The following is a 19,496-nucleotide window of genomic DNA, read 5'->3' as shown; positions in this document are numbered from 1 at the left end:
GACCGGTCAACGAGGATATGCTTTGCCGTCTTCCGCTGACTCGATCCCGCCTGGCGCCGCCACGCTCTCCAGCGAATGCACGATGTGCTCCCCGAGGAGTTCCGCCGCTCGCGGCAGCACGCCGGGTGCGCGATAAAGAGCGATTTCCGTATCTGGCAGCGGAGGCAGCTCGTGCTCCGCCCCGACAAGCACAAGGCCGGCTGGAACCATCTCCTTCGGCAAGACGGTTACGCCGAGCCCTGCTCTCACGGCAGCCTGCAACCCGTTCAAGCTCGGGCTCGTGTAGACGATCCGCCAGGACCGCTTGATCCCGTCGAGGGTTGCAAGCGCTCGCTTGCGGTAAACATCCGGAACCGGTGCGAGGACGAGCGGCAGGGGGCGCCTGGGTCGAGGACGAGCCGTGGCGACGTAACCCAGACCAGGACCTCTCGCCAGACCCCGACACCTCCTACGGGCCCCTGCGGCTCGCGCTTGAACAGGATGAGGTCGTACTGGCCTTTCAAAAACCCGCTGAGCAGATTGACGGTGAAGTCACAGTTTACCTCCAACGCCACGCGCGGATAGGCGCGCGCAAAGCAGGCCAGCACGTCCTGCAGATGCGCGGTTGCGAAATCCTCCGGCGTGCCAAGCCGTACTGTTCCGGCGACGTCGGAATCCATCAAACGGGTACGAGCCTCATCGCTGAGCCGAAGGATCTGGCGGGCATAGGTCAGCAGGATCTCGCCGTCCGGCGTGAGCTGAAGCTCACGTCCCGGCTCCCGTTCGAAGACGCGGTGGCCGAGCCCGTCTTCCAGCTTCTTGACCTAGAGGCTGATGGTTGACTGGGTTCGTCCCACCCGCTCTGCGGCCCGGGTAAACCCGCCATGGTCCACGATAGCCACAAAGGTACGGAGCACGTCGAGGTCAAACGGTGGCAGAGGCGTCGGCATGGGGCTTAACTCCGGCTCGGATCTGTCTTTGAACAATCGGCATTGAGAACCTCAATGTCGAGCTTAGAGTTTGCTGCCGCCTGCTCACAACTTGGGACGGTCGACCTGCCATCTCCACCGCCGGGATGAAGGCCTACCGGGCGAGGCGCGAGATGCCCGCCGTCGATGAACACCAGCCGGTGGGACAGCACCCGGTCCGTCACATCCTTGCGCATGTCAAGCCGGGGGATGCAGACCTTTCCCGCTCCGATGGCTTGGCGACCATCAGCGCCGGCCTTGCTCTAGCGAGGAGGTTCAAGGCTCGCCTCGATGTGGTCTATACCATCCGCCGCCTCATGATGATGGAGGCGTACTTCGGGAAGCAGTCCCCGGTCTATGCGAAGGCTTCGTCCGAGGAGTTCTCCCGTGCGGCTGCGATGCGGCGCTGGTTCGAGGACCTACGTGCGCAGGAGGGCGTCCCTGACGCGCACTGGCAGGTCTGCGAAGGCGATGCCGCGGCGATTATTGCCCGGGCCACGCACTTCCAGGACCTTGTGATCATCTCCCGAAGCGATCCGGGAACCGATGAGATTGGCTTCGATGTCCCCGAAATGGCCCTGCTCAAGTCCGGTTGACCTGTGTTGATCCTTCCACATGCGAACGATGTCTCCGGCGAAGAGGCCCTGCCAGCTCTTTATGGCCAAACGTACACGGTGGCCCTGGGGAGACGGATTGTGGTCGGCTGGAGCGGCAGCCGGGAGGCAGCGCTCGCGATTCATGCCGCCCTCCCATTCCTGATCGGTGCCGAGCACGTCAAACTGATACACAAGGCTCCGGAGTACGCTCGGCCCGAGCGTATGTGTTGAAAGAGCATGGAGGAATCGATGTCCATCATGGCGATGACGTCTCAGGATTGTACCACGATGCTTTCAGGGCGAGACGCCGACGTGCGATCCCGCTTCTTGCAACTATGGCACCAAGTACGAGATCGTTATGAGGAGTGGCGCTACGACCGTGATGTCGATCACATCGAAACCACATTCGACCAGTTGTCGAGACGCCAGCCCGCTCTCTTGGGCATCAGCCGTTCCCGGCTCGAGACGGATATCGAACGGCTGATCGCGCATCGGGGATCAAGGATGGACCTATTCCCCCCGCCGTACGCTGGCAAGGCGATCACCGGTTCAGGAGGCCAGACACGACTAGTCCGAACCATGGTTCATCGGGTTTGATTGGCTGACCGACGATCGCAACATCCGTCAGCTGCGCCCTCATCGCGCCTCGGACGTCATCAAGGTGGACTATACGGTCGACGGAAAACACCCGAGCCGGTAATGTCGTGGGATCGCGCCTCGTTGGTGTGCCGTCGTCATGGGCGGCAAGCAGGGTGTGAGCCGGCTCGGCATAGAATTAAGTTCCATCGATCACCTGAAGCTGCGTTAGGAAAGGGAACAAAGCAATGTCCGTTGATCTAAGCAGTGCCAGTCCCGACCGGGTGACGGCGGATCGTGTGGGGTTGTCTACCCCCTCTCAGCGCGACGAGGCCCAGCAGATCCGTCAGCTGGGCGAGCGGATCGAAGCCCTCCCGCGTCACATCGATCCCGCCCGGCGTGTGCCGCCCCTCTCTTCCGTAGAGACGGAGCCGATGCCAATCACGCCGGTGCCGCCGCAGGATTCGCGGTTGCGGGAGGAACTGAGGTGGATGGCGGAACTCTCTCGCGAGACGATCGCGACGGTGAGGTCGCTGCCCTGGATCATCGCCAACAAGGACTTTCTGCTCTTCATTGGTGCGCCGACCTTGGGACTTATCCTGCTCGGGGTTATTCTCACCGCAGCTTTTGGCCACTTTCTCGGCAGCGTGTCGCTCGCAGCGGCAGCTGTTGCGATGGCCTGCTCCACGCTTCTCACGCTTGTAGCGACTGCTTCTGTGGCGCCGCCGGGCTTGGACAAGTGAGACGAGGACGATCGATAGGTGAGCGACGGGAGCACCATCCCGGGATGAAGAGGTATTCTTCGGAGGGGAGCATGAAGCCGAAGTCAGAATACGCAGACATGGACCGCTCGGGCGGGGATCCCGCTCCGCACGCGATCACAATGCGCATTCGCCTCTTGATGGTGGCGGCAGCTGGGTGCTCGCTGCTTGCGCCGGTTGTTCTCGGCTTCACAAGCCTTCCGGTGCCCACATGGAGCCTGTGGATCAGCACCCTGGTCATCCTGCTCCTTTCGATCATTGCACCGATCCTGTCGAGCCTGCAGATGAGCGTGGCTCTGGCAGGCGTGGCCGCCTGGATGGAGCTTGCCCCCTGGATCCTGGGCATGCAGTGGAGTGCGTTCTGGAGCCATGAGATCCTTGGCGGTGTCGTCGCCGTCTGTGCGTTGCTCGCCGCAGTCCGGCACATGAATCGGTAAGCCGAAACTATTCTGCAAGGGGCGGGCATCGCACTCTCTGGACGCGCTATTGCTGAGGTAGGTTCAGGGGCTTCGGGATGAAACCGCGGTGTGGCGCGTTGAGCCCCCAAGATCAGATGCTTTCGCATGCTGGATTCTGAGCCGCGCAGGGAGCATAGGCGCTGGCATGCCCTTGAGGTGCGCTTATGCAACAGCAACGGATTCACGCAGACCCACACTGTCGATTTGGACTTCATGTTGGGACCGGTCGATTTGGAAGCCGATTTGTGCACTTCATGTGAGACTGACGCCGTTCTCAGTCTCACATGAAGTGCCACCCGTCATGAGAAGGCAGCCTCCTTATCGACAGCTGGCCGCCACGCCTCAACGGCCTCGTCGGTGATCCGCTCTGCTCCGGTTCGAACGGCCTCGATGGCAAGCTCGTTCAACGTGGAGAAGACCTGGGCCGTGATCCCATCCGTGATGCGGGCGAGGTGCCGTAGGCTCTGCGCGGACAGGGTCGAGGGGCGTCGAAGCGGTACGCTCCGCAAGACGGCTGTCACGAGGGCTTGGAACTCCTCGTCGGCCCGCCAGCGGGGAAGCGCAAGCTGGTCGAGGCGGCGCACCAGCTGCGTGTCGCCGGCAATGGCTTCTCTTGCGTCGGCAATGCCCAGGCACACGAGCGAGGCCTTCAGCTCGTTGCTGAGGAATCGAAACAGCTGGAGGATGACACGCTGCTCGCGTGGGCTGCCGGCAAGCAGGTTGTGCACCTCATCGAAGACGAGCACACGGACATCGGCTTGCTTCAGCAATTTAAGCGCTCTCGTCTCCAGTTCGGCCAAGGACACCGCGCGTTGTTCGAGGCCACCATCCAGCGCCCTCAAGAGCTGTGCGTAGATCCGACGCTCACTTGGTCGTGATGTTAGCGTAATTCCAAGAACCGGGATCGTCTCCAATCCATGGACTGGGTGAACGATCGGTGGATTATCTCGCCGGAATTTCTCGACGAGCATCGTCTTGCCCATACCGCTATGGGCAAAGATGGCAAGTCCTGGTGGCCGGGTCGAAGGCGGATGGTCACACAAACCTTGCATCAGTTCGAGGACGCGCCGGGCTCTCGCGAAGCCTACCCAGCGTTCCGTTCGGATGGCTCTGATGCGGATGTCCTCAGGACGGTCGAGTAGGGCCGCAGCTCCAGGCGCGAGATGGGGCGGCGAAGGCTGCTCGACTGTCATCCCCAAAACTCCATGTCGTCGTCACCCTCGCGCATAGTCGCGGTGTCGATCCCCTTGAGCGGCGTTGGCGGGACCTCGTCGGGCGCCCGCTTCGGAGGTCTGCGCGCAACCCGGCGGCGCGCCGCAGCGCTTGCCAAGGCCGCCGCATCCTCAATCTGCCGCTGGTGGGCAAGAGAGGCAAAGAGAGCTTCTTCGCTCAGGTCCCGCCGGCCCTGCTCGTAGAGGCGCTTCTTCGTATTCCTCCACTCCCACCAGGTCACCGGCGGATGGGCCAGGTTGCGATAGCGTGCCTCGACAAAGCGCCCGCCTGGCTGGCGCACAAAGATCCGGGAGAGGTCCCGCGGGTCGTACTTGACCAGTAATTCAGCCCCCCGTCCGACATCCCGGGACAGAGCATCCGACCAGTAGCGGATCTTCTCCAGATGAATGCCATCCTTCGAGAGCCTGCGACGGGTCTCGGGGAGGAAGGCGGTCCAGAACGCCATGCGATCCGGCGGCAGGTCGAAATCGACCGCGCCCTGATGGTCACGCCAGACGGCAATCGGTGGTCGCAGCAGCGCCGTGTGGATCCGTTGATGGTACTTTCCGGCAATCTCAATCGCGAGCCAGACCTCAAGCTCGCGCAGCGTAAAGATGGCGCGTCCCTCAGCATCGTAATCGCCACGTAATTTGATGTTTGAGAAGGTGGTGCCCGGCAGCAGGTGCACGGCGCCCATCATGGTTCCGATGAGCCGCTCGATATGGCCGCCAAAGCGCGGGGCCGCGGGTGGCCGGTACTGCAGCTTGATGCCGTATTCGCGGCAGGCTGCCTTCAAGGCCCGCGAGTGAAACTCCGCGCCATTATCACAGTGAAGAACTTGGGGCAGGCCTGCGACGGGCCAGTCCAGATCAAGGCCTCGCTCATTGAGCCAAGCGCTTTTGTTGTAAACGGCATGCAGCAGGCACAAACCAACGGAGGAGGCCGAAGGAGGGTCGAGCGAGAGATAGAAGCCGGCCACCATTCGGGTGCACACATCGATCGCAACTGTGAGCACAGGTCGCCCAATCGGCCGGCGGTGTTCTTCATCCACGACAATCACGTCCACCACAGTATGATCGATCTGCCAGACTTCGTTTGGACGGTCAGCGGTATAGGAGCCTGGGCTGGGAGTGACCTTCGCGAGAACATCCCCCTCCCCTCGCCTGCGCGCGGTCTTCTGCAGGTCAAGTTCGTTGACGCGGCGCTGAATTGTTCTGCGGTCTGGTGGTCGCATGCCCTCGACGCGGCATGCATCGTGTACACGCTCAATCAAAGCGCTCATGGTCGGGCGCTCCCGTCTGAGCCAGAAGCGCTCGATCTGCTCTGCAATCAGCTTCTCGACTCTTGGGTCGATCCGCTTCGCGCCCACAGGAGTTCCAGCCGAGTGGGGCAGTAAACTCGTGGCGCGCTTGGTCTGACGGAAGCGGGCGACGAGGCGGAAGAGCGTTGATCGGGGAATGCCGAGTTGTTCGCGCGCAGCCCTGACAACCTCACCTGTCACCTTCCATCCGGAGGCTTTGAGAAGGTCGCGCAACAACATATCGCGGCGCTCTGCCTCCAGCCAGCGCGTGTCGTCCGGGTCAATGATGCGAGATCCATTCATGCGGACAGATGGAGTCAACGAACTGGTCAGGCAGTCTCACATGAAATGCGAATAGTCTCAAATGAAATGCAGTCCGTTGCACTCCAGTCTCAGCTAAGTCGTTGATCTGTCAGAGGCCGCCAGTCCCATCATGAAATGCAAATCGTCAGTTGGGGCCGGTATTGGAATCGCCGTTGTGCCGGAAACCGCTAAAAACCTTCGTCCGAGAGGTGTCCGCTTCCTGCAGATATTGGATGAGCCGGAACCAGTCCATGTTGCGCTCGGATGGCAACGTGGCAAGGACACACCCGCCATTCGATCCTTTCGACAGGTTGCTTTGCTGGTTGTTCAACAAATGCAAACCAGCCGCACGAGATCACTTCCTGAGTAGGGTTTTTGAAAAAACCAACTGAATCACACCAAGCTTTTTTCGTGAGATCACTAGGGTCAGCTATAGATCAAACCGGGAAATTGAGCAGACGGAATGAACGTCTGCTCACCTCAGGATGGCTGACATTCGACTTACTTCCGAGATGTAACATGAGTCACGGTTTCCCGTTACCGAAGCCATTGCGAAGTAATGGCGAACACAATTGACCACGGGAATGGATGCCGGATCGCTAGATGCTGTCGTCGCAACCTGAACCCTTGCGTGCCGATAAAAGTCTTATAGCAGACTTACAGATCCCGCTCGTTTGTCAGCAAGTAGACGCGCCGGATGCCCTGCCCACGAGCGATCTGGAGCAGGACCCAATGGTCTTGATCGAGGTTCGATGCTCGTCATGCATGAAGACCTGTCATTATTCCTCACATCCAAGATAATGCAGACATCAAGTTCAGCGGCCCGCTGGGTTCGCTCTTTTGGATAGACCCGCAAATCCAAGCTCGAATTGCGGCGCTACATCAGTCGCAGGTAAAGTTGCACCCGTTTAAGCAGGGTGCCGCCTCCCGATTTTCTTACGGCTTATTTATAAGCATATGATTTCAAATACCCTTTTATTCGGCAGGGGTGCCGATTGCAGGCGTTTATTCGGCACCTGCCGATAGATCTGCAGATAGGATGATGGGTCTGAGGCAGTTCATACCATGCGCTCACTTCAACGCCGAGAGCCCTATGGCTGTGGCTAATTGCATTGCCATTAATTTCTGGAACTTGCCTTGTCCGTTCGATCGACGCAGCTTCCCCCGACCAGTCAAAAGCCATCGCCTGAGGCGACTTTCACCGCCGGACTTTACACTCTAACCGAAACTGCATTGAGATTTCAGGCCAGATCAGATGACTCTGGCGATCGTGGTCGATGGGTATCTGATGGCTTTGAACTACATGCTCAAGTCTAGGTCGAGTGGACCCGAAGCTCTCCACATTAATTTTGGAGAAGGCGTTCATAGAACCAGACATCATGGTATAGGGCGGAAGAAGAATGCTCCCGCCCAACCCAGATACGGATGATCCCAGGCTCTTGCAAAACTCCGCCAGGGGTGGATCAGACATTGCCTAGAGCACGAAAAAATCGTGATGAACCGTCACCCCTGGAGATATCCCAGCAAGCGGCTAAGCCTCGGGTTAAGGTCAATGGTGCTAGGGCGTGTCATCGCTTGAACCAATCGAGTGTAGCTGTCACTTTGCCTTTAACTTTGAGATTCGCCGCGTTGGGTGCCGAAAAGCAAGATTCTTTGCCCTTAAAGACGAGATGCCGATCAGGTTTGTTCGGTGCTCTTTGATCCTGCGTGTGAAAGCGGTGCTGTATCTGGCGCGATACGATCGACGGTGGCGAGCCAACGGGCTTCCTTGTGATAGGTCCGGAGCAAGGCGATCTTGGCGAACTCTGTCAGGTCCCGTTTCATCTCCATCGCAGCCAGCCGCACACCCCTGTAAACGCTGTCTCACTTTTAGGGGGAAAAATCTCGATTTTATCGGCAAAATCTCACATTTACCGGCAAAGGCTTGCCCTTGATTTTGTTGAGTTCCTTATCTCGCCTTTAGGGGCAAAGCGACATCTGGCATGTCGCCGTCGATACGGCTGCATCCTACCCGGGCACCGTGAAGGTCGGACATGGCGAACTCGTTCTCGAGCCTCGCACCACGATGGTTCTCATAGCCGAGGATCCAGCGCCATGACCGCAGCCATCCTGGTCCTGAACGCAGGCTCGTCCAGCCTCAAGTTCGCGTTGTATGAGCCGGGCGAGCTCGCGCTCCTCTGCCGTGGCACGATCGCGGCGATCGGCGGCGAAACCGACCTGAAGGTCACCGGCCCTGAACAGGCTCTCCTCGGAGGACAGCGGCCTCCGGCGCACGCAAATCACGAAGCGGCCACGTCGTGGCTTCTGGGCCTTGTTGGTGAGATCCGCGATCTTCACCTCGTGGCGGTGGGCCACCGTGTCGTCCATGGCGGCTCGCGGTTCAGCTCGCCCACGGTCATCAACGCCACCGTTCTTGCGGAATTCAGGGACCTCATCCCGCTCGCTCCCGGGCACCAGCCCCACAATCTCGCTGCCGTTGACGCGGTCGCGAGAGCCTGGCCCGGGCTTCCGCAGGTTGCGTGCTTCGACACGGCGTTTCACCGGACCATGCCCCGTCTGGCGCAGCTCTATCCCCTTCCGCGTGACCTCGTTGACGGGGGGATGGTTCGCTATGGCTTCCACGGCCTCTCCTACGAATACATCGCCGATGTCCTGCCGGACCATGCGGGTGAGCGCGCCAACGGCCGCGTGGTCGTGGCGCATCTCGGCCATGGCGCGAGCCTGTGCGGAATGCGGAACCGCCGAAGCATCGCAACCAGCATGGGCTTTACGGCGCTCGACGGGATCATGATGGGAACCCGCTCCGGCGCCATAGACCCGGGCATCATCCTGCATCTGATCCAAGCCAGGGGCATGGCAACCGACGAAGTGGCCGACCTCCTGTATGCCCGTTCCGGTCTCCTCGGCGTGTCCGGGATCAGCGACGATGTCCGCATCCTCGAAGCCAGTGATGACCCACGTGCGGCCGAGGCTCTCGACCTGTTCGCCTACCGCGTCGTCCGTGAGATTGGCTCGCTCGTCGCTGCCCTGGGCGGGCTTGACGTCCTCGTGTTCACGGCCGGCGTCGGCGAGCACTCGGCCGGCCTCCGGGACCGCATCGCCCAAGGGTTGGCCTGGACGGGTCTGACCCTCGATCATGGCTGCAACGCGCGGTCCGAGGTGCGGATCAGTGATGCCCCGTCGAAGGTGGACGCCTTCGTGATCCCGGCCAACGAGGAGCTTCCGATCGCCCGGGCGGCGCGGGACCTGGCTTGATCCACCTCAATGCCAAGCAGGCCGCTAGGTTAGACACACCGACTTGACCTTGCCACGATGGGAACCCTCAGGATTCCCTGTCGGGATCGAGAAGCAAGCAGAGAGCCGTCATGAGCGACACCAAAGCAAATGGCCATCCAGGCCATGCCCACCACGACCATTCAGAACACCATCATCACCCTCAACCAGGGGCCGATGCGGCAAAGGTGAAGGATCCGGTCTGCGGGATGATGGTGGATCCGCACACGACCACCCACCGGGCCCAATACGAGGGCAAGCCGTACTACTTCTGCTCCTCCGGCTGCCACTCGAAGTTCACGGCCGACCCCGCGAAATACGTCGAACCGGCAGCAGACCGGAAGGCGGAAGCCGTGCCGGAGGGCACGATCTACACCTGCCCCATGCACCCCGAGATCCGGCAGGTCGGTCCTGGTTCGTGCCCGATCTGCGGCATGGCGCTCGAACCCGTCGTGGCCACCGCCGAGGCGGGCCCGAGCCATGAGCTCGTCGACATGACGCGCCGGTTCTGGATCGGCCTGGTCCTGACCCTTCCCGTGTTCATCCTGGAGATGGGCGGCCACCTGACGGGGCTCAGCCACTACGTCGGCCAGCAGACCTCGAACTGGATCCAGATGCTGTTCGCGACCCCGGTGGTGCTCTGGGCCGGGTGGCCGTTCTTCGTGCGCGGCTGGCAGTCGCTGAAGAACCGCAGCCTCAACATGTTCACGCTGATCGCCATGGGCACCGGAGTGGCATGGATCTACAGCATGGTCGCGACGCTGGCGCCCGACATCTTCCCGGCGGCGTTCCGTGGCCATGACGGCTCGGTCGCGGTCTACTTCGAGGCTGCGGCGGTGATCACGGTGCTAGTCCTACTTGGGCAGGTGCTGGAACTGCGTGCCCGAGAGAGCACCAGTGGCGCCATCCGTGCCCTGCTCGATCTGGCTCCGAAGACGGCCCGCAAGATCCTCCCGGACGGCTCGGAGCAGGAGGTCCAGCTCGACACCGTTCAGGTCGGCGACCGTCTGCGGGTGCGGCCCGGCGAGAAGGTCCCGGTCGATGGCATCGTCGTCGAGGGGCGCAGTTCGGTCGACGAGTCGATGGTCACGGGCGAGTCGATGCCGGTGACCAAGGACGTCGGCGCCAAGGCCATCGGCGGCACGATAAACCAGTCCGGCGGCCTCGTCATCGAGGCGCAGAGGGTCGGCCACGACACCATGCTGGCGCAGATCGTCCAGCTGGTCGCAGAGGCCCAGCGCAGTCGCGCCCCGATCCAGCGACTGGCCGACCAGGTCTCGGGCTATTTCGTGCCCGCCGTGATCGGCGTGGCGGCATTGGCCTTCATCGCCTGGGCGATCTGGGGGCCGGAGCCGCAGTTCTCCTACGGCCTCGTGGCCGCCGTGGCGGTCCTGATCATCGCCTGCCCCTGCGCTCTGGGACTTGCCACGCCGATGTCGATCATGGTCGGCGTCGGGCGCGGTGCCCAGGCCGGCGTGCTGATCAAGAATGCCGAGGCGCTGGAGCACATGGAGAAGGTTGATACGCTCGTGGTCGACAAGACCGGAACCCTGACCGAGGGCAGGCCTGCCGTGACGGCCATCGTCCCGGCTCAGGGCTTCACGGAGGCAGAGGTGCTGCGCCTGTCGGCCAGCGCCGAACGGCCGAGCGAACACCCGCTCGCCATCGCCATCGTCGAGGCGGCCGAAAAGCTAGGCATCACGACGGCTCCGGTCTCGGACTTCGACTCGCCCACCGGCAAGGGCGCCTACGGCACGGTCGAGGGCCGACGCATCGTGCTCGGTAGCGCCAAGTTCCTGGCGGAGCATGGCATCGATGTGGCTCCCTTGGCGGAACAGGCCGACCGGCTGCGTGAGGACGGCGCGACGGCGATCTTCGCCGGCGTTGACGGCAAGGTGGCGGGCGCCATCGCCATCGCCGACCCGGTAAAGGCGACAACGCCCGAGGCGCTGGCCGGCCTGAAGGCAGAGGGCATCCGGGTCGTGATGCTGACCGGCGACAACTGGACGACCGCCAAGGCCGTGGCCCGTCGGCTCGGGATCGACGAGGTCGAGGCGGAGGTGCTGCCGGAGCAGAAGAGCGCCGTGGTCGAGAAGTTCAAGCGCGAGGGCCGGGTCGTGGCCATGGCGGGCGACGGCGTCAATGACGCCCCGGCACTCGCGGCGGCGGATGTCGGCATTGCCATGGGCACTGGCACTGACGTGGCGATGGAGAGCGCGGGCGTGACCCTGCTGAAAGGGGATCTCACCGGCATCGTGCGGGCGCGGCGGCTGTCCCATGCCACGATGCGCAACATCCGCCAGAACCTGTTCTTCGCCTTCATCTACAACGCGCTCGGCGTGCCGGTGGCGGCAGGCGTGCTCTACCCGTTCTTCGGCATCCTGCTCTCGCCAATCATTGCGGCGGCCGCGATGGCCTTGTCGTCGGTCAGCGTGATCGGCAACGCGATCCGGCTGCGGACGGTGCAGCTGTGAAACCGCGGTCGCCGGGGCGGGCAGCGTTGGACCGGAGGCCGCAGGCGGAACGCCTTCCGGTTCGGAAGGATTGATCTGGAGCAAGGCCTGATGGAACGGAGACGATAGGCTGACGCGCATGATCGCCATTCGGCTCACGGCCTCACTTCTTGTCCGCTGCCTGCTCGCGGCAGTCCTGGTCGCGGGCTCAATGGGCGCGACCTCCATGGCCGCCGGCGACCACCTGAACATGGACGGCGTTGCCATCAGCGTGACGGTAGCGCCGCATGATTGCTGCGAGCCGGAGCCGACCCTTCCTGATGGGAATTGCCGTCTCATCTGCGCACTGGCTTCGTGCAGCCCGACCGGGCTTCCTGCATCGGCGGATGCGAGCATCCCCACAGGTCACCAAGCGCTTCCGTGGAGGACCCTGGTGGTGTTCCCGGAGGGCGTTGTTCCTGAGACCAGCTCCCCTCCGCCCCGATCCTGACTGGCATGGCCCCGTCCGACCGTCGTTCAAGCTCGATCTCCTTGAGGAGAACCATCATGAAATCGTCCATTCTCGCTCTTGTCGTTGCCGCCAGCCTTTCGGCGCCGGCCTTGGCCCAGCAGCCCGTCCCCTCCGACGCGGACCACAACGCACACCATCCCGAGCAGGCCCAGATGGCCCCACCGACGGGCAGTTCCCAGGCCCCGATGGGCGCCATGCCCGCACCAGAGGGCGGAACGTCCGGCGGGCAAGGCGGCTCAACCGCGCCGGACGGTCAGCGTCCGAGCGGCATGATGCCAGGCATGCTGGGTGGGATGATGGGTCAGGGCGGCCCGCGCCCGGGAGGCATGATGTCCGGCATGGATCAGAACATGATGATGAACTGCCCGATGATGCAGGGCGGCATGGCGGGCATGGCGGGCCGCGGAGCCGGCTCGATGCAGATGGGCAGCCCCCGCGGCGACCAGGGCGTCGCCTCGCTGGCCATGAACGCAGTCAACGAGCGCATGCACCGCGAGATGGCGATGGAGTACACCGGCAACGTCGATGCCGACTTTGTCCGGAACATGATCGCCCACCATCAGGGTGCCGTTGACATGGCCAAGATCCAGATGGCGTTCGGCAAGGATCCGAAGATCCGCGAGCTCGCCGAGACCGTCATCAAGGCGCAGGAAGACGAGATCGCCATGATGCGGGCCTGGCTCGCCGAGAATGCGAAGCAGTGAAAGCATCGGGGCGGTGACACGCCGCCCCGTCTGTTTCCGAATCGAATAGGGTGAACACCATGAAGACCCATCGAACGATCAGCCGGAGGGCGCTCCTTGCCGGCCTTGCCATCGCTCCCGCCGCCTTTTCCGCGGCGGCGGAAGGGCTGCCGAGGATGACCGTCACCAAGGATCCGAACTGCGGCTGCTGCACCGGCTGGGTCGGGCATCTGCGCAAGGCGGGCTTCACCGCGGACGTGGTCGAGACATCCGAGATCAACCGGTTGAAAGTCCGCCTGGGGGTGCCCCAAGACCTCGCCTCATGCCACACCGCTGAGATCGGCGGCTACGTCATCGAGGGCCACGTGCCGGCCGGCGCGATCAAGCGCCTCCTGGCTGAGAAGCCGCAGGCCAAGGGCCTTGCCGTTCCTGGCATGCCGGTCGGTTCGCCGGGCATGGAGGTTCCAGGAGCAGACCCCGACACCTATGAGGTCGTCCTCTTCGGACCTTCAGGCCAGAGCACCTTCGCGCGTTACCACGGCACGTGGCAGGTCTGAGGGCCGGTGCAGTCCGGGGTGACCAGCCATGCGTCGGACGAAGGGACCGGGGCTGATACAATCAGGCCCCTTACCCGTCTTCAATGCCCCAGCGGCTTCCATTCTGGGTGATCGAAATGGTCGCCATAGGCGTTCAGGGACTGCATGATAGCGACAACGCCTTGCTCCTGCCCGCTCTCCTCCTTCATGGCGTTAACGCCATCCAGAACCTGGGTCAGCGCCACATGAAGCTGGAGGTCGGCCTCTTCGGGCAGCTTGCAGTTCGCCACGATGTAGTCAACCTGCTCCTGAACCTGGTCGCCGAGCGCGGAAAATTCGGCCGCGCTGTACCGGCCCGCGTGGATCATCGGCAGCGCGGCGTCCAATGCCTCACGGATCCGGGTCATTCCCATCCGCAGGGCCTCATCCGTCTGCCACTTGTGGCCATTGTTGAGCGTCAGCTCCACGACGTGCCCGTGCGGAGCAGCCGCGGAAACGGCCCCGGAGAAGCCCGCTGCGAGGCCGAGTGCCACCACCGCGGCGACAAGGGATGTGTTCATGACCATGATTGGATCTCCTGTTGTGTCATTCGAATGCTCTCTATGTGTCTCCGTTCAGTGAAGCCGCGCTTGGACGAGTTCGCCCGTGGCCCAGGCATAGACAGCGTTGATCGGGAAGCCGCTGTCGTTCACCGCGCGGACCTCGTAGCAGCCGTGTTCGGCCTTGATCCGGTCGACGCGGTAGCCGAGATCTTCGAGCCTCTTGCTCACCTCGCTCGCGGCGACGATGCGGCCATCAGGACCGGGAGTACAGCGGCTGCCGGATCCGTCGGCCAATGCTGGAACGGCGAGCCCTGCTGCGAGAAGGGTCGATGCCATGATGATCGTGCGCATGTCGGTCTCCTGTGGTCCTGATCCGAACGGAGTGTCCGGATCGATGAAGCGGAGACTAGCGAGGCGCGGCTTTCGGCCTCCTGTTGATCCATGTCAGCGAGTTGTCAGGTTCACCGGGGCATTCTCGTCTCATGAGCAAGACCCGCCGCGACATGATCCTCGCCCTCGCAGCCGCAACCCTTCTGCCGGCTGCAGCCCTGGCGGATCGCGAGCGCGACTCCGACCAGGCCCGCCGGGCCGTCGAGCGCGGCGAGGCGCTCGCCCTCGCCGAGATCCTGACGCGGGTGCGGGCCGACCTCGGCGGCGAGGTGGTCGGGGTGGAGTTCGAGCGCAAGCGCGAGCGCTGGGTCTATGAATTCAAGGTGATCGATCCGGACGGACGCCTGTGGGAGGTCTATGTCGACGCCGCCACCGCCGCGATCCTCAAGCGGGAGGGCCACTGATGCGCATCCTGCTCGTCGAGGACGATCCCCGCATCGCCCGCAAGGTGGAAGCGGTTCTAGCGGAGGCGGGCTATGCGGTCGAGCGTGTTGCCGACGGCGAGGAGGCCTGGTTCCGGGGCGACACGGAGGACTATGCCCTCGCCGTGCTCGACCTTGGCTTGCCGAAGATGGATGGCCTTGCCGTGCTCAAGAAGTGGCGTGCCGCCGGGCGTGCCCTGCCGGTGCTGATCCTCACCGCGCGCGGCGCCTGGGCCGAGCGGGTCGAGGGCATCGATGCCGGCGCCGACGACTACCTCGCCAAGCCGTTCGCTATGGAGGAACTGCTGGCCCGCGTGCGGGCGCTCCTGCGCCGGGCTGCCGGCCGATCCACCCCGGTCTTCGTGTCGGGCCCGGTCGCGCTCGACACCCGCAGGATGCGCGTCACGGTCGACGACGTTCCCCTCAACCTGTCGCCGCTGGAATACCGCTGCCTGAGCTACCTGATGCACCATGCCGGACGGGTGATCCCACCCACGGAACTGATGGAGCACCTCTACGCCCATGACCACGACCGCGACCCGAACGCCCTGGAGGTGCTCGTCGGCCGCCTGCGCCGTAAGCTCGGCGTGGACCTGATCGAGACCCGCCGCGGCTTCGGCTATCTCGTGCCGGAGCAGGACGCCTCGTGAAACAGGGTTCCCTCAGGCTGCGGTTGCTCGCCGCCGGCGCGGTCTCCATCGTCCTCGCCTTGGCGATTGCCGGCTTCGGCCTGCTGCTGCTGTTCGAGTGGCATGTGGAGCGGCGCATGACGGCCGAGCTCGGCTCGCACCTCAACCAGCTCGTGAGCAGCCTCGCCCGGGCCGCGAACGGCACGCTCGAGGCCAGCGCCCCGCCGGCCGAGCCGCGGTTCGCCCAGCCCCTCAGCGGCCTCTACTGGCAGATCACGGAGGAACCCCAGGGAACGGTGCTGCGCTCCCGCTCGCTCTGGGATGCCACCCTGACCCTGCCGCCCGACATGCCCGCCGCGGCGGAGATCCACGAGCACACGATCCCCGGTCCCGCCGGCGCCTCCCTGCTGGCGGTCGAGCGCCGGATTGCCCTGCCGGCAAGCCTCGGGGGCGGAACGATCCGCGTCGCGGTGGCCCTCGACCGCGCGGAGGTTCATGCCGCCGGCCGTGCCTTTGCCTCCGACCTCGTTCCCTCCCTGGCGCTTCTGGCTGCGGTGCTGATTGCTGCCGCCTGGATTCAGGTCGGTGTCGGCCTGCGTCCGCTCGACATGGTGCGCCGTCGCTTGGCGCAGGTGCGCTCGGGCACGGCAGCCCGGCTCGGCACGGCCTTTCCGGACGAGGTCCGGCCGCTCGCCGCCGAGGTCGACCACCTGCTCGACGCGCAGGAGAAGGCCATCGCCCAGGCCCGGGCGCGGGCGGCCGACCTGGCGCATGGCCTGAAGACGCCTCTGACGGTTCTCAGCGCCGATGCGGAGGAACTGCGGGCCCGTGGCGACACCCGCCTTGCCGACGAGATCGCGACCATCGTCGCCGGCATGCGCCGCCACGTCGAACGGGAGCTGGTGCGGGCGCGGATTGGCCTTCGCGGGCGATCGGGGCCGGTGCAGCCGGTGCGTCCTGTCATCGAGCAGGTGGTCGGCGTGCTCCGGCGAACCCCGCAGGGGCAGAGACTGTCGTGGGAGATCAGGATCACGGACGATCTCGGGATCCGGATGGATGCTCAGGACCTGACGGAGATCCTCGGCAATCTCGCCGAGAACGCGGCGACCTGGGCTATCGGCACGGTGCGGATCGAGGGCCGACGCGAAGCCAATGCCGTAACGCTGCTGGTCGAGGACGACGGACCTGGCGTGCCGGAGGATCAGATTGGTACCGTGCTCGCCCGCGGAGGGCGCCTGGACGAGACCCGTCCGGGCACCGGGCTCGGACTTGCCATCGTCGGTGATCTGGTCGAGGCCTATGGCGGCTCGTTGGCATTGCGGCGCTCGGCGCTCGGCGGCCTTCTCGCGGAGATCCGGCTGCCGAGCCCGTCGTAAGGCAAGCGGCTCACGAAGCCCGCTTGCGGCCCGTGATCATCGCCCTCACGAGGTTCTCGCCATGCTCAAGGCTGGAGAAGACCACGCCCGCCACGTGAAGGGCGATGAGCCCCATGGTGGTGTAGCCGAGCCCCTCGTGCAGGTCCTCGAGCCATTGAGAGCCCCAGAATGCATCTGTAATCATGGCGAACCCGGTAGCCGCGATGCCGGCGACCAGGACGAGCAGGGCCACGACCATGGCGCCGCCCGCCGGATTGTGGCCGAGATGGCGCGGTGCCCTGAACCGAAGCGCCTGACCCGAATAGGTCGCGATCTCGCCCGGCGAACGGACGAAGTCGCCGAAGCGGGCGTGGCGGGTTCCAACGAAGCCCCAGACGATCCGCAGCGCCACGAGAGCCGCGATGGCATAGCCGATGCGGATGTGCAGCCACTCGATCTCGTCCCCGGTCGCGAAGGCGGCGGCGAACAGGACCACGATGCTCCAATGGAAGATGCGGACGAACGGATCCCAAACACGGACGGTCTTCGCCTGGGCTGAGGAGGCGGCAACCGCCGGCATTGCGCCGGCGGACTCGACCGCATGTTTGCTCGCGGTCATGGCGTCACTCCTTGGCGACGATCTCGCCGGAGGTGGGGTCGACGAACAGCTCCGTGCGGGCGTTGTTCCGGTCGAGAGCGTAGATCTCGCCGCAGGCTTTCGCGATCTTGGCCTTCTGGACCTTGTAGCCCTGGGCTTCGGCCTTGGCCTTGAGGGCCTCGACCGAGAGCCACTGGCTCTGGGGCGCCGTGGTGCAGGGCCGCCCGAGGCTGCTCGCCTGGGCGGCGGACACGCTGCCAAGGGCAGCAAGGGCAGCGACGATCATGGTGATGGTGCGCATGGTGTTGTCTCCTGTCTCTCCGCGCCTCATCGGCGCCGGATCGACCTGGAGAATGGTGCATGTCCCCTGACCTCCCGCTGTTGTATTTTGTCAGCCTCCTGTCAGTCTCAACGAGATTGCCGAATGATCGAGCCGGTGATCCCGAAAGTCGGGGAAAGTGGCAAACTCTGTCTGCGGGCGCGGTCGTGCAAGGCTCTGCTCACCGCCCATGTACGGACGCTGATCCGGCTGGTGCGGAGGGTTCGGTTAACCGCGAGTCTGGCAGGTTGTCGGTTTTCCGGCTCGGGTCAGAGTGGCGCCGTTCCCCTTGATCCAGAACTCGACCTCGCCCTGGGTGTATCGACCTCCATCCGCAGAGAGAGCCTGCGGGAGTGTCGTCTCCGTCGAGGACCCAGCATCGATCAGCTTGACTGATCCCAGTGAGGTGCTCGGGGGAGAAAACATGGCCTGGAGCTTGGTCCCATCCGCACAGGTGTAGTGAACAGGTTTGATCTCTTGGGCGGCCGCTCCCGCTGCAGCGCCCGCCAGCAAGAGTGCCATCATGGTTATTTTGCCGGGGACCGGGGTTGCTCTGCTCACAGTCCAGTCCCTCACTTGCCGGCCGCCTTGCGCAAAGCCGCATTGATCCGGTCCTGCCATCCCGGACCATCCTGCTGAAAATATTCGAGCACATCCTGGTCAATCCGCAGGGTGACGGTCTCCTTCACACCCGGGATGGCCGGAGTTTTGGAAGGCGCCTCAACCGGCTTGGTCGTCACCTTCTTGAAGGCAGCCTCGGCCGCCTTCAAAGGATCGCTGGGGCGGCGCCCTCCTGGGAATCTCGACACGTCTCTCTCCCTTTGAATTTTCGCCTCTCAAGCTATTTGGCATCGGCGGTGGACGCATCGTCCAGGTCAGCTTCAGGAACTTCAGGTGTTCCCCCTAGCGCTGAACCGACTGCAGATAGGCGATGAGATCGTTGATCTGTGCCGGGTCGAGCTGGAACTGAGGCATCGAGGGATGACCCGTGGTGATGCCCTCCGCGAACGCCTCGGCCAAGTCCTCCACCGGATAGCGGGTATGCAGGGTCCGGAAGGGCGGCGCCTCGGGGATGGGACTGTCGCCGAACCGGCCGATGGCATGGCATTGGGCGCAATTCGTCTGCGCGAAGGTCATCCCGCGCTGCACCCACCCCTCCTGCCCCAAGGCAGCCAACGGGCTCAGCAGCAGGGCGCTGCACAGAAGAGCCAAACGCCCCATGATCATTTCTCCTTCGCTGTGACGGGATGACCGGCCGGCCGGACCGCGACGACCTCGAACGTATGGGGCTTCTCGTCTTCGTCCTGGATCGTGACGTACTCGCCTTCCACGAAGCGATGCTGGTTGAGCCGATAGCCCGCCTCCTCGTCGCCGGGACGGTCCTGGTTGTAGTCCATCATCCAGGTGGCCCCACCGGCCCCGCCCGGCCGGTGCACCAGGACGCCCTGCCGGTCCGCTTCATTCGGCCAGAAGCGCCGAACCCGGCAGTGGGTCCGCTGGCGTGCCCATTCCTCCTGATCCAGCCGTCCCTGCCCATCCAGGGGCGCGGTGATCTCATAGCCGTGTCGGGCGCTCCCCTCCGGGAACTCCTTGCAGCGGGCAAGATGAAGCGTGATGTGATGAAGCACTGTC

The 19,496-nt window shown here is 63.9% G+C and carries 23 protein-coding genes and 1 pseudogene; 12 read left to right on the top strand and 12 right to left on the bottom strand.

Annotated elements, in window-relative coordinates; translation table 11 throughout:
• Positions 1-6 precede the first annotated feature (6 nt).
• Together BLP10_RS24145 and BLP10_RS23590 are read right to left on the bottom strand one after the other, a co-directional pair.
• Positions 7-659, bottom strand: a pseudogene (locus tag BLP10_RS24145) (LysR substrate-binding domain-containing protein).
• Between the two features lie 144 nt (positions 660-803).
• Positions 804-929 carry a helix-turn-helix domain-containing protein gene (locus tag BLP10_RS23590; protein ID WP_244510574.1) on the bottom strand — a complete coding sequence of 42 codons (126 nt, stop codon included), beginning with the start codon at positions 927-929 and terminating at the stop codon, positions 804-806.
• 152 nt (positions 930-1,081) lie between these two features.
• Between BLP10_RS23590 and BLP10_RS15840 the strand changes: the two genes are divergently transcribed.
• From BLP10_RS15840 to BLP10_RS15820, 3 genes are all read left to right on the top strand, one after another.
• Positions 1,082-1,543 carry a hypothetical protein gene (locus BLP10_RS15840; RefSeq protein ID WP_091136704.1) on the top strand — a complete coding sequence of 154 codons (462 nt, stop codon included), beginning with the start codon at positions 1,082-1,084 and terminating at the stop codon, positions 1,541-1,543.
• Between the two features lie 824 nt (positions 1,544-2,367).
• The gene (locus BLP10_RS15825) at positions 2,368-2,862 is read left to right on the top strand and encodes a hypothetical protein (RefSeq protein WP_091136697.1); all 495 of its coding nucleotides are present in this window, start codon (positions 2,368-2,370) and stop codon (positions 2,860-2,862) included.
• Between the two features lie 71 nt (positions 2,863-2,933).
• Positions 2,934-3,317, top strand: coding sequence for an SPW repeat domain-containing protein (locus BLP10_RS15820; RefSeq protein WP_091136694.1), 384 nt, complete (start codon positions 2,934-2,936; stop codon positions 3,315-3,317).
• A 320-nt stretch (positions 3,318-3,637) separates the two neighbouring features.
• On the opposite strand, the gene BLP10_RS15815 is transcribed toward BLP10_RS15820, so the two are convergent.
• Both BLP10_RS15815 and BLP10_RS15810 read right to left on the bottom strand, forming a co-directional pair.
• The gene (locus BLP10_RS15815; RefSeq protein ID WP_091136691.1) at positions 3,638-4,531 is read right to left on the bottom strand and encodes a TniB family NTP-binding protein; all 894 of its coding nucleotides are present in this window, start codon (positions 4,529-4,531) and stop codon (positions 3,638-3,640) included.
• The gene (locus tag BLP10_RS15810) at positions 4,528-6,153 is read right to left on the bottom strand and encodes a Mu transposase C-terminal domain-containing protein (protein WP_091136690.1); all 1,626 of its coding nucleotides are present in this window, start codon (positions 6,151-6,153) and stop codon (positions 4,528-4,530) included. Before BLP10_RS15810 ends, BLP10_RS15815 begins: the two co-directional genes overlap by 4 nt.
• A 130-nt stretch (positions 6,154-6,283) precedes the next feature.
• Here BLP10_RS15810 and BLP10_RS24070 point away from each other — a divergent pair, with 130 nt between their 5' ends.
• From BLP10_RS24070 to BLP10_RS15780, 6 genes are all read left to right on the top strand, one after another.
• Complete coding sequence (locus BLP10_RS24070) at positions 6,284-6,523, top strand: LysR substrate-binding domain-containing protein (RefSeq protein ID WP_139165512.1); 240 nt, start codon at positions 6,284-6,286, stop codon at positions 6,521-6,523.
• A 1,724-nt stretch (positions 6,524-8,247) separates the two neighbouring features.
• Positions 8,248-9,408 (top strand): acetate/propionate family kinase, encoded by a 1,161-nt coding sequence (locus BLP10_RS15800; RefSeq protein WP_091136684.1) that lies wholly within the window; start codon positions 8,248-8,250, stop codon positions 9,406-9,408.
• A 110-nt stretch (positions 9,409-9,518) separates the two neighbouring features.
• Positions 9,519-11,900 (top strand): heavy metal translocating P-type ATPase, encoded by a 2,382-nt coding sequence (locus tag BLP10_RS15795; protein WP_091136681.1) that lies wholly within the window; start codon positions 9,519-9,521, stop codon positions 11,898-11,900.
• Between the two features lie 118 nt (positions 11,901-12,018).
• Positions 12,019-12,369, top strand: a complete 351-nt coding sequence (locus BLP10_RS15790; RefSeq protein ID WP_091136679.1) for a hypothetical protein — start codon at positions 12,019-12,021, stop codon at positions 12,367-12,369.
• A 56-nt stretch (positions 12,370-12,425) separates the two neighbouring features.
• The gene (gene copM / locus BLP10_RS23960; RefSeq protein WP_342026200.1) at positions 12,426-13,094 is read left to right on the top strand and encodes a CopM family metallochaperone; all 669 of its coding nucleotides are present in this window, start codon (positions 12,426-12,428) and stop codon (positions 13,092-13,094) included.
• 59 nt (positions 13,095-13,153) lie between these two features.
• On the top strand, positions 13,154-13,630 hold the full coding sequence (locus BLP10_RS15780) for a DUF411 domain-containing protein (RefSeq protein WP_091136676.1): 477 nt from the start codon (positions 13,154-13,156) through the stop codon (positions 13,628-13,630).
• 80 nt (positions 13,631-13,710) lie between these two features.
• On the opposite strand, the gene BLP10_RS15775 is transcribed toward BLP10_RS15780, so the two are convergent.
• A complete protein-coding gene (locus BLP10_RS15775) occupies positions 13,711-14,175 on the bottom strand; it encodes a hypothetical protein (RefSeq protein ID WP_091136674.1) in 465 nt (154 codons plus the stop codon).
• A 48-nt stretch (positions 14,176-14,223) separates the two neighbouring features.
• Entirely contained in the window at positions 14,224-14,502 is a 279-nt protein-coding gene (locus tag BLP10_RS15770; protein ID WP_091136671.1) for a PepSY domain-containing protein, read from the bottom strand.
• 131 nt (positions 14,503-14,633) lie between these two features.
• On the opposite strand from BLP10_RS15770, the gene BLP10_RS15765 reads away from it, so the two are divergent.
• The 3 genes from BLP10_RS15765 to BLP10_RS15755 are packed head-to-tail and all read left to right on the top strand — an operon-like array spanning position 14,634 to position 16,968.
• The gene (locus BLP10_RS15765) at positions 14,634-14,945 is read left to right on the top strand and encodes a PepSY domain-containing protein (RefSeq protein ID WP_091136668.1); all 312 of its coding nucleotides are present in this window, start codon (positions 14,634-14,636) and stop codon (positions 14,943-14,945) included.
• The gene (locus BLP10_RS15760; protein WP_091136665.1) at positions 14,945-15,613 is read left to right on the top strand and encodes a response regulator transcription factor; all 669 of its coding nucleotides are present in this window, start codon (positions 14,945-14,947) and stop codon (positions 15,611-15,613) included. The genes BLP10_RS15765 and BLP10_RS15760 overlap by 1 nt, the downstream gene beginning before the upstream one ends.
• On the top strand, positions 15,610-16,968 hold the full coding sequence (locus tag BLP10_RS15755; RefSeq protein WP_091136662.1) for a sensor histidine kinase: 1,359 nt from the start codon (positions 15,610-15,612) through the stop codon (positions 16,966-16,968). Before BLP10_RS15760 ends, BLP10_RS15755 begins: the two co-directional genes overlap by 4 nt.
• A gap of 10 nt (positions 16,969-16,978) precedes the next feature.
• Here BLP10_RS15755 and BLP10_RS15750 read toward each other — a convergent pair whose 3' ends face one another.
• The 6 genes from BLP10_RS15750 to BLP10_RS15725 all read right to left on the bottom strand — a co-directional run bounded on the left by BLP10_RS15750 (position 16,979) and on the right by BLP10_RS15725 (position 19,492).
• Positions 16,979-17,566, bottom strand: coding sequence for a cytochrome b/b6 domain-containing protein (locus tag BLP10_RS15750; RefSeq protein WP_091136659.1), 588 nt, complete (start codon positions 17,564-17,566; stop codon positions 16,979-16,981).
• Between the two features lie 4 nt (positions 17,567-17,570).
• Positions 17,571-17,846 (bottom strand): PepSY domain-containing protein, encoded by a 276-nt coding sequence (locus BLP10_RS15745; RefSeq protein WP_091136943.1) that lies wholly within the window; start codon positions 17,844-17,846, stop codon positions 17,571-17,573.
• 246 nt (positions 17,847-18,092) lie between these two features.
• Positions 18,093-18,389: an MliC family protein gene (locus tag BLP10_RS15740; protein WP_091136655.1), complete on the bottom strand. Its 297-nt coding sequence runs from the start codon at positions 18,387-18,389 to the stop codon at positions 18,093-18,095.
• 47 nt (positions 18,390-18,436) lie between these two features.
• Positions 18,437-18,673, bottom strand: coding sequence for a BrnA antitoxin family protein (locus BLP10_RS15735; protein WP_091136651.1), 237 nt, complete (start codon positions 18,671-18,673; stop codon positions 18,437-18,439).
• 94 nt (positions 18,674-18,767) lie between these two features.
• Positions 18,768-19,085 carry a c-type cytochrome gene (locus BLP10_RS15730; protein ID WP_091136648.1) on the bottom strand — a complete coding sequence of 106 codons (318 nt, stop codon included), beginning with the start codon at positions 19,083-19,085 and terminating at the stop codon, positions 18,768-18,770.
• Between the two features lie 2 nt (positions 19,086-19,087).
• On the bottom strand, positions 19,088-19,492 hold the full coding sequence (locus BLP10_RS15725) for a hypothetical protein (RefSeq protein WP_091136644.1): 405 nt from the start codon (positions 19,490-19,492) through the stop codon (positions 19,088-19,090).
• Positions 19,493-19,496 lie beyond the last annotated feature (4 nt).

This window comes from Microvirga guangxiensis (genome assembly GCF_900102135.1).
GTDB classification, from domain to species: domain Bacteria; phylum Pseudomonadota; class Alphaproteobacteria; order Rhizobiales; family Beijerinckiaceae; genus Microvirga; species Microvirga guangxiensis.
Note: the sequence above shows the minus strand (reverse complement) of the source record. Positions and strands in the feature narration are given on the sequence as shown.

What these genes read in the sequence shown, in the direction of transcription:
- BLP10_RS23590 (WP_244510574.1), bottom strand. Translation starts at nt 929, where the DNA reads ATGCCGACGCCTCTGCCACCGTTTGACCTCGACGTGCTCCGTACCTTT.
- BLP10_RS15840 (WP_091136704.1), top strand. Translation starts at nt 1,082, where the DNA reads ATGCCCGCCGTCGATGAACACCAGCCGGTGGGACAGCACCCGGTCCGT.
- BLP10_RS15825 (WP_091136697.1), top strand. Translation starts at nt 2,368, where the DNA reads ATGTCCGTTGATCTAAGCAGTGCCAGTCCCGACCGGGTGACGGCGGAT.
- BLP10_RS15820 (WP_091136694.1), top strand. Translation starts at nt 2,934, where the DNA reads ATGAAGCCGAAGTCAGAATACGCAGACATGGACCGCTCGGGCGGGGAT.
- BLP10_RS15815 (WP_091136691.1), bottom strand. Translation starts at nt 4,531, where the DNA reads ATGACAGTCGAGCAGCCTTCGCCGCCCCATCTCGCGCCTGGAGCTGCG.
- BLP10_RS15810 (WP_091136690.1), bottom strand. Translation starts at nt 6,153, where the DNA reads ATGAATGGATCTCGCATCATTGACCCGGACGACACGCGCTGGCTGGAG.
- BLP10_RS24070 (WP_139165512.1), top strand. Translation starts at nt 6,284, where the DNA reads ATGAAATGCAAATCGTCAGTTGGGGCCGGTATTGGAATCGCCGTTGTG.
- BLP10_RS15800 (WP_091136684.1), top strand. Translation starts at nt 8,248, where the DNA reads ATGACCGCAGCCATCCTGGTCCTGAACGCAGGCTCGTCCAGCCTCAAG.
- BLP10_RS15795 (WP_091136681.1), top strand. Translation starts at nt 9,519, where the DNA reads ATGAGCGACACCAAAGCAAATGGCCATCCAGGCCATGCCCACCACGAC.
- BLP10_RS15790 (WP_091136679.1), top strand. Translation starts at nt 12,019, where the DNA reads ATGATCGCCATTCGGCTCACGGCCTCACTTCTTGTCCGCTGCCTGCTC.
- copM (WP_342026200.1), top strand. Translation starts at nt 12,426, where the DNA reads ATGAAATCGTCCATTCTCGCTCTTGTCGTTGCCGCCAGCCTTTCGGCG.
- BLP10_RS15780 (WP_091136676.1), top strand. Translation starts at nt 13,154, where the DNA reads ATGAAGACCCATCGAACGATCAGCCGGAGGGCGCTCCTTGCCGGCCTT.
- BLP10_RS15775 (WP_091136674.1), bottom strand. Translation starts at nt 14,175, where the DNA reads ATGGTCATGAACACATCCCTTGTCGCCGCGGTGGTGGCACTCGGCCTC.
- BLP10_RS15770 (WP_091136671.1), bottom strand. Translation starts at nt 14,502, where the DNA reads ATGCGCACGATCATCATGGCATCGACCCTTCTCGCAGCAGGGCTCGCC.
- BLP10_RS15765 (WP_091136668.1), top strand. Translation starts at nt 14,634, where the DNA reads ATGAGCAAGACCCGCCGCGACATGATCCTCGCCCTCGCAGCCGCAACC.
- BLP10_RS15760 (WP_091136665.1), top strand. Translation starts at nt 14,945, where the DNA reads ATGCGCATCCTGCTCGTCGAGGACGATCCCCGCATCGCCCGCAAGGTG.
- BLP10_RS15750 (WP_091136659.1), bottom strand. Translation starts at nt 17,566, where the DNA reads ATGACCGCGAGCAAACATGCGGTCGAGTCCGCCGGCGCAATGCCGGCG.
- BLP10_RS15745 (WP_091136943.1), bottom strand. Translation starts at nt 17,846, where the DNA reads ATGCGCACCATCACCATGATCGTCGCTGCCCTTGCTGCCCTTGGCAGC.
- BLP10_RS15740 (WP_091136655.1), bottom strand. Translation starts at nt 18,389, where the DNA reads ATGATGGCACTCTTGCTGGCGGGCGCTGCAGCGGGAGCGGCCGCCCAA.
- BLP10_RS15730 (WP_091136648.1), bottom strand. Translation starts at nt 19,085, where the DNA reads ATGGGGCGTTTGGCTCTTCTGTGCAGCGCCCTGCTGCTGAGCCCGTTG.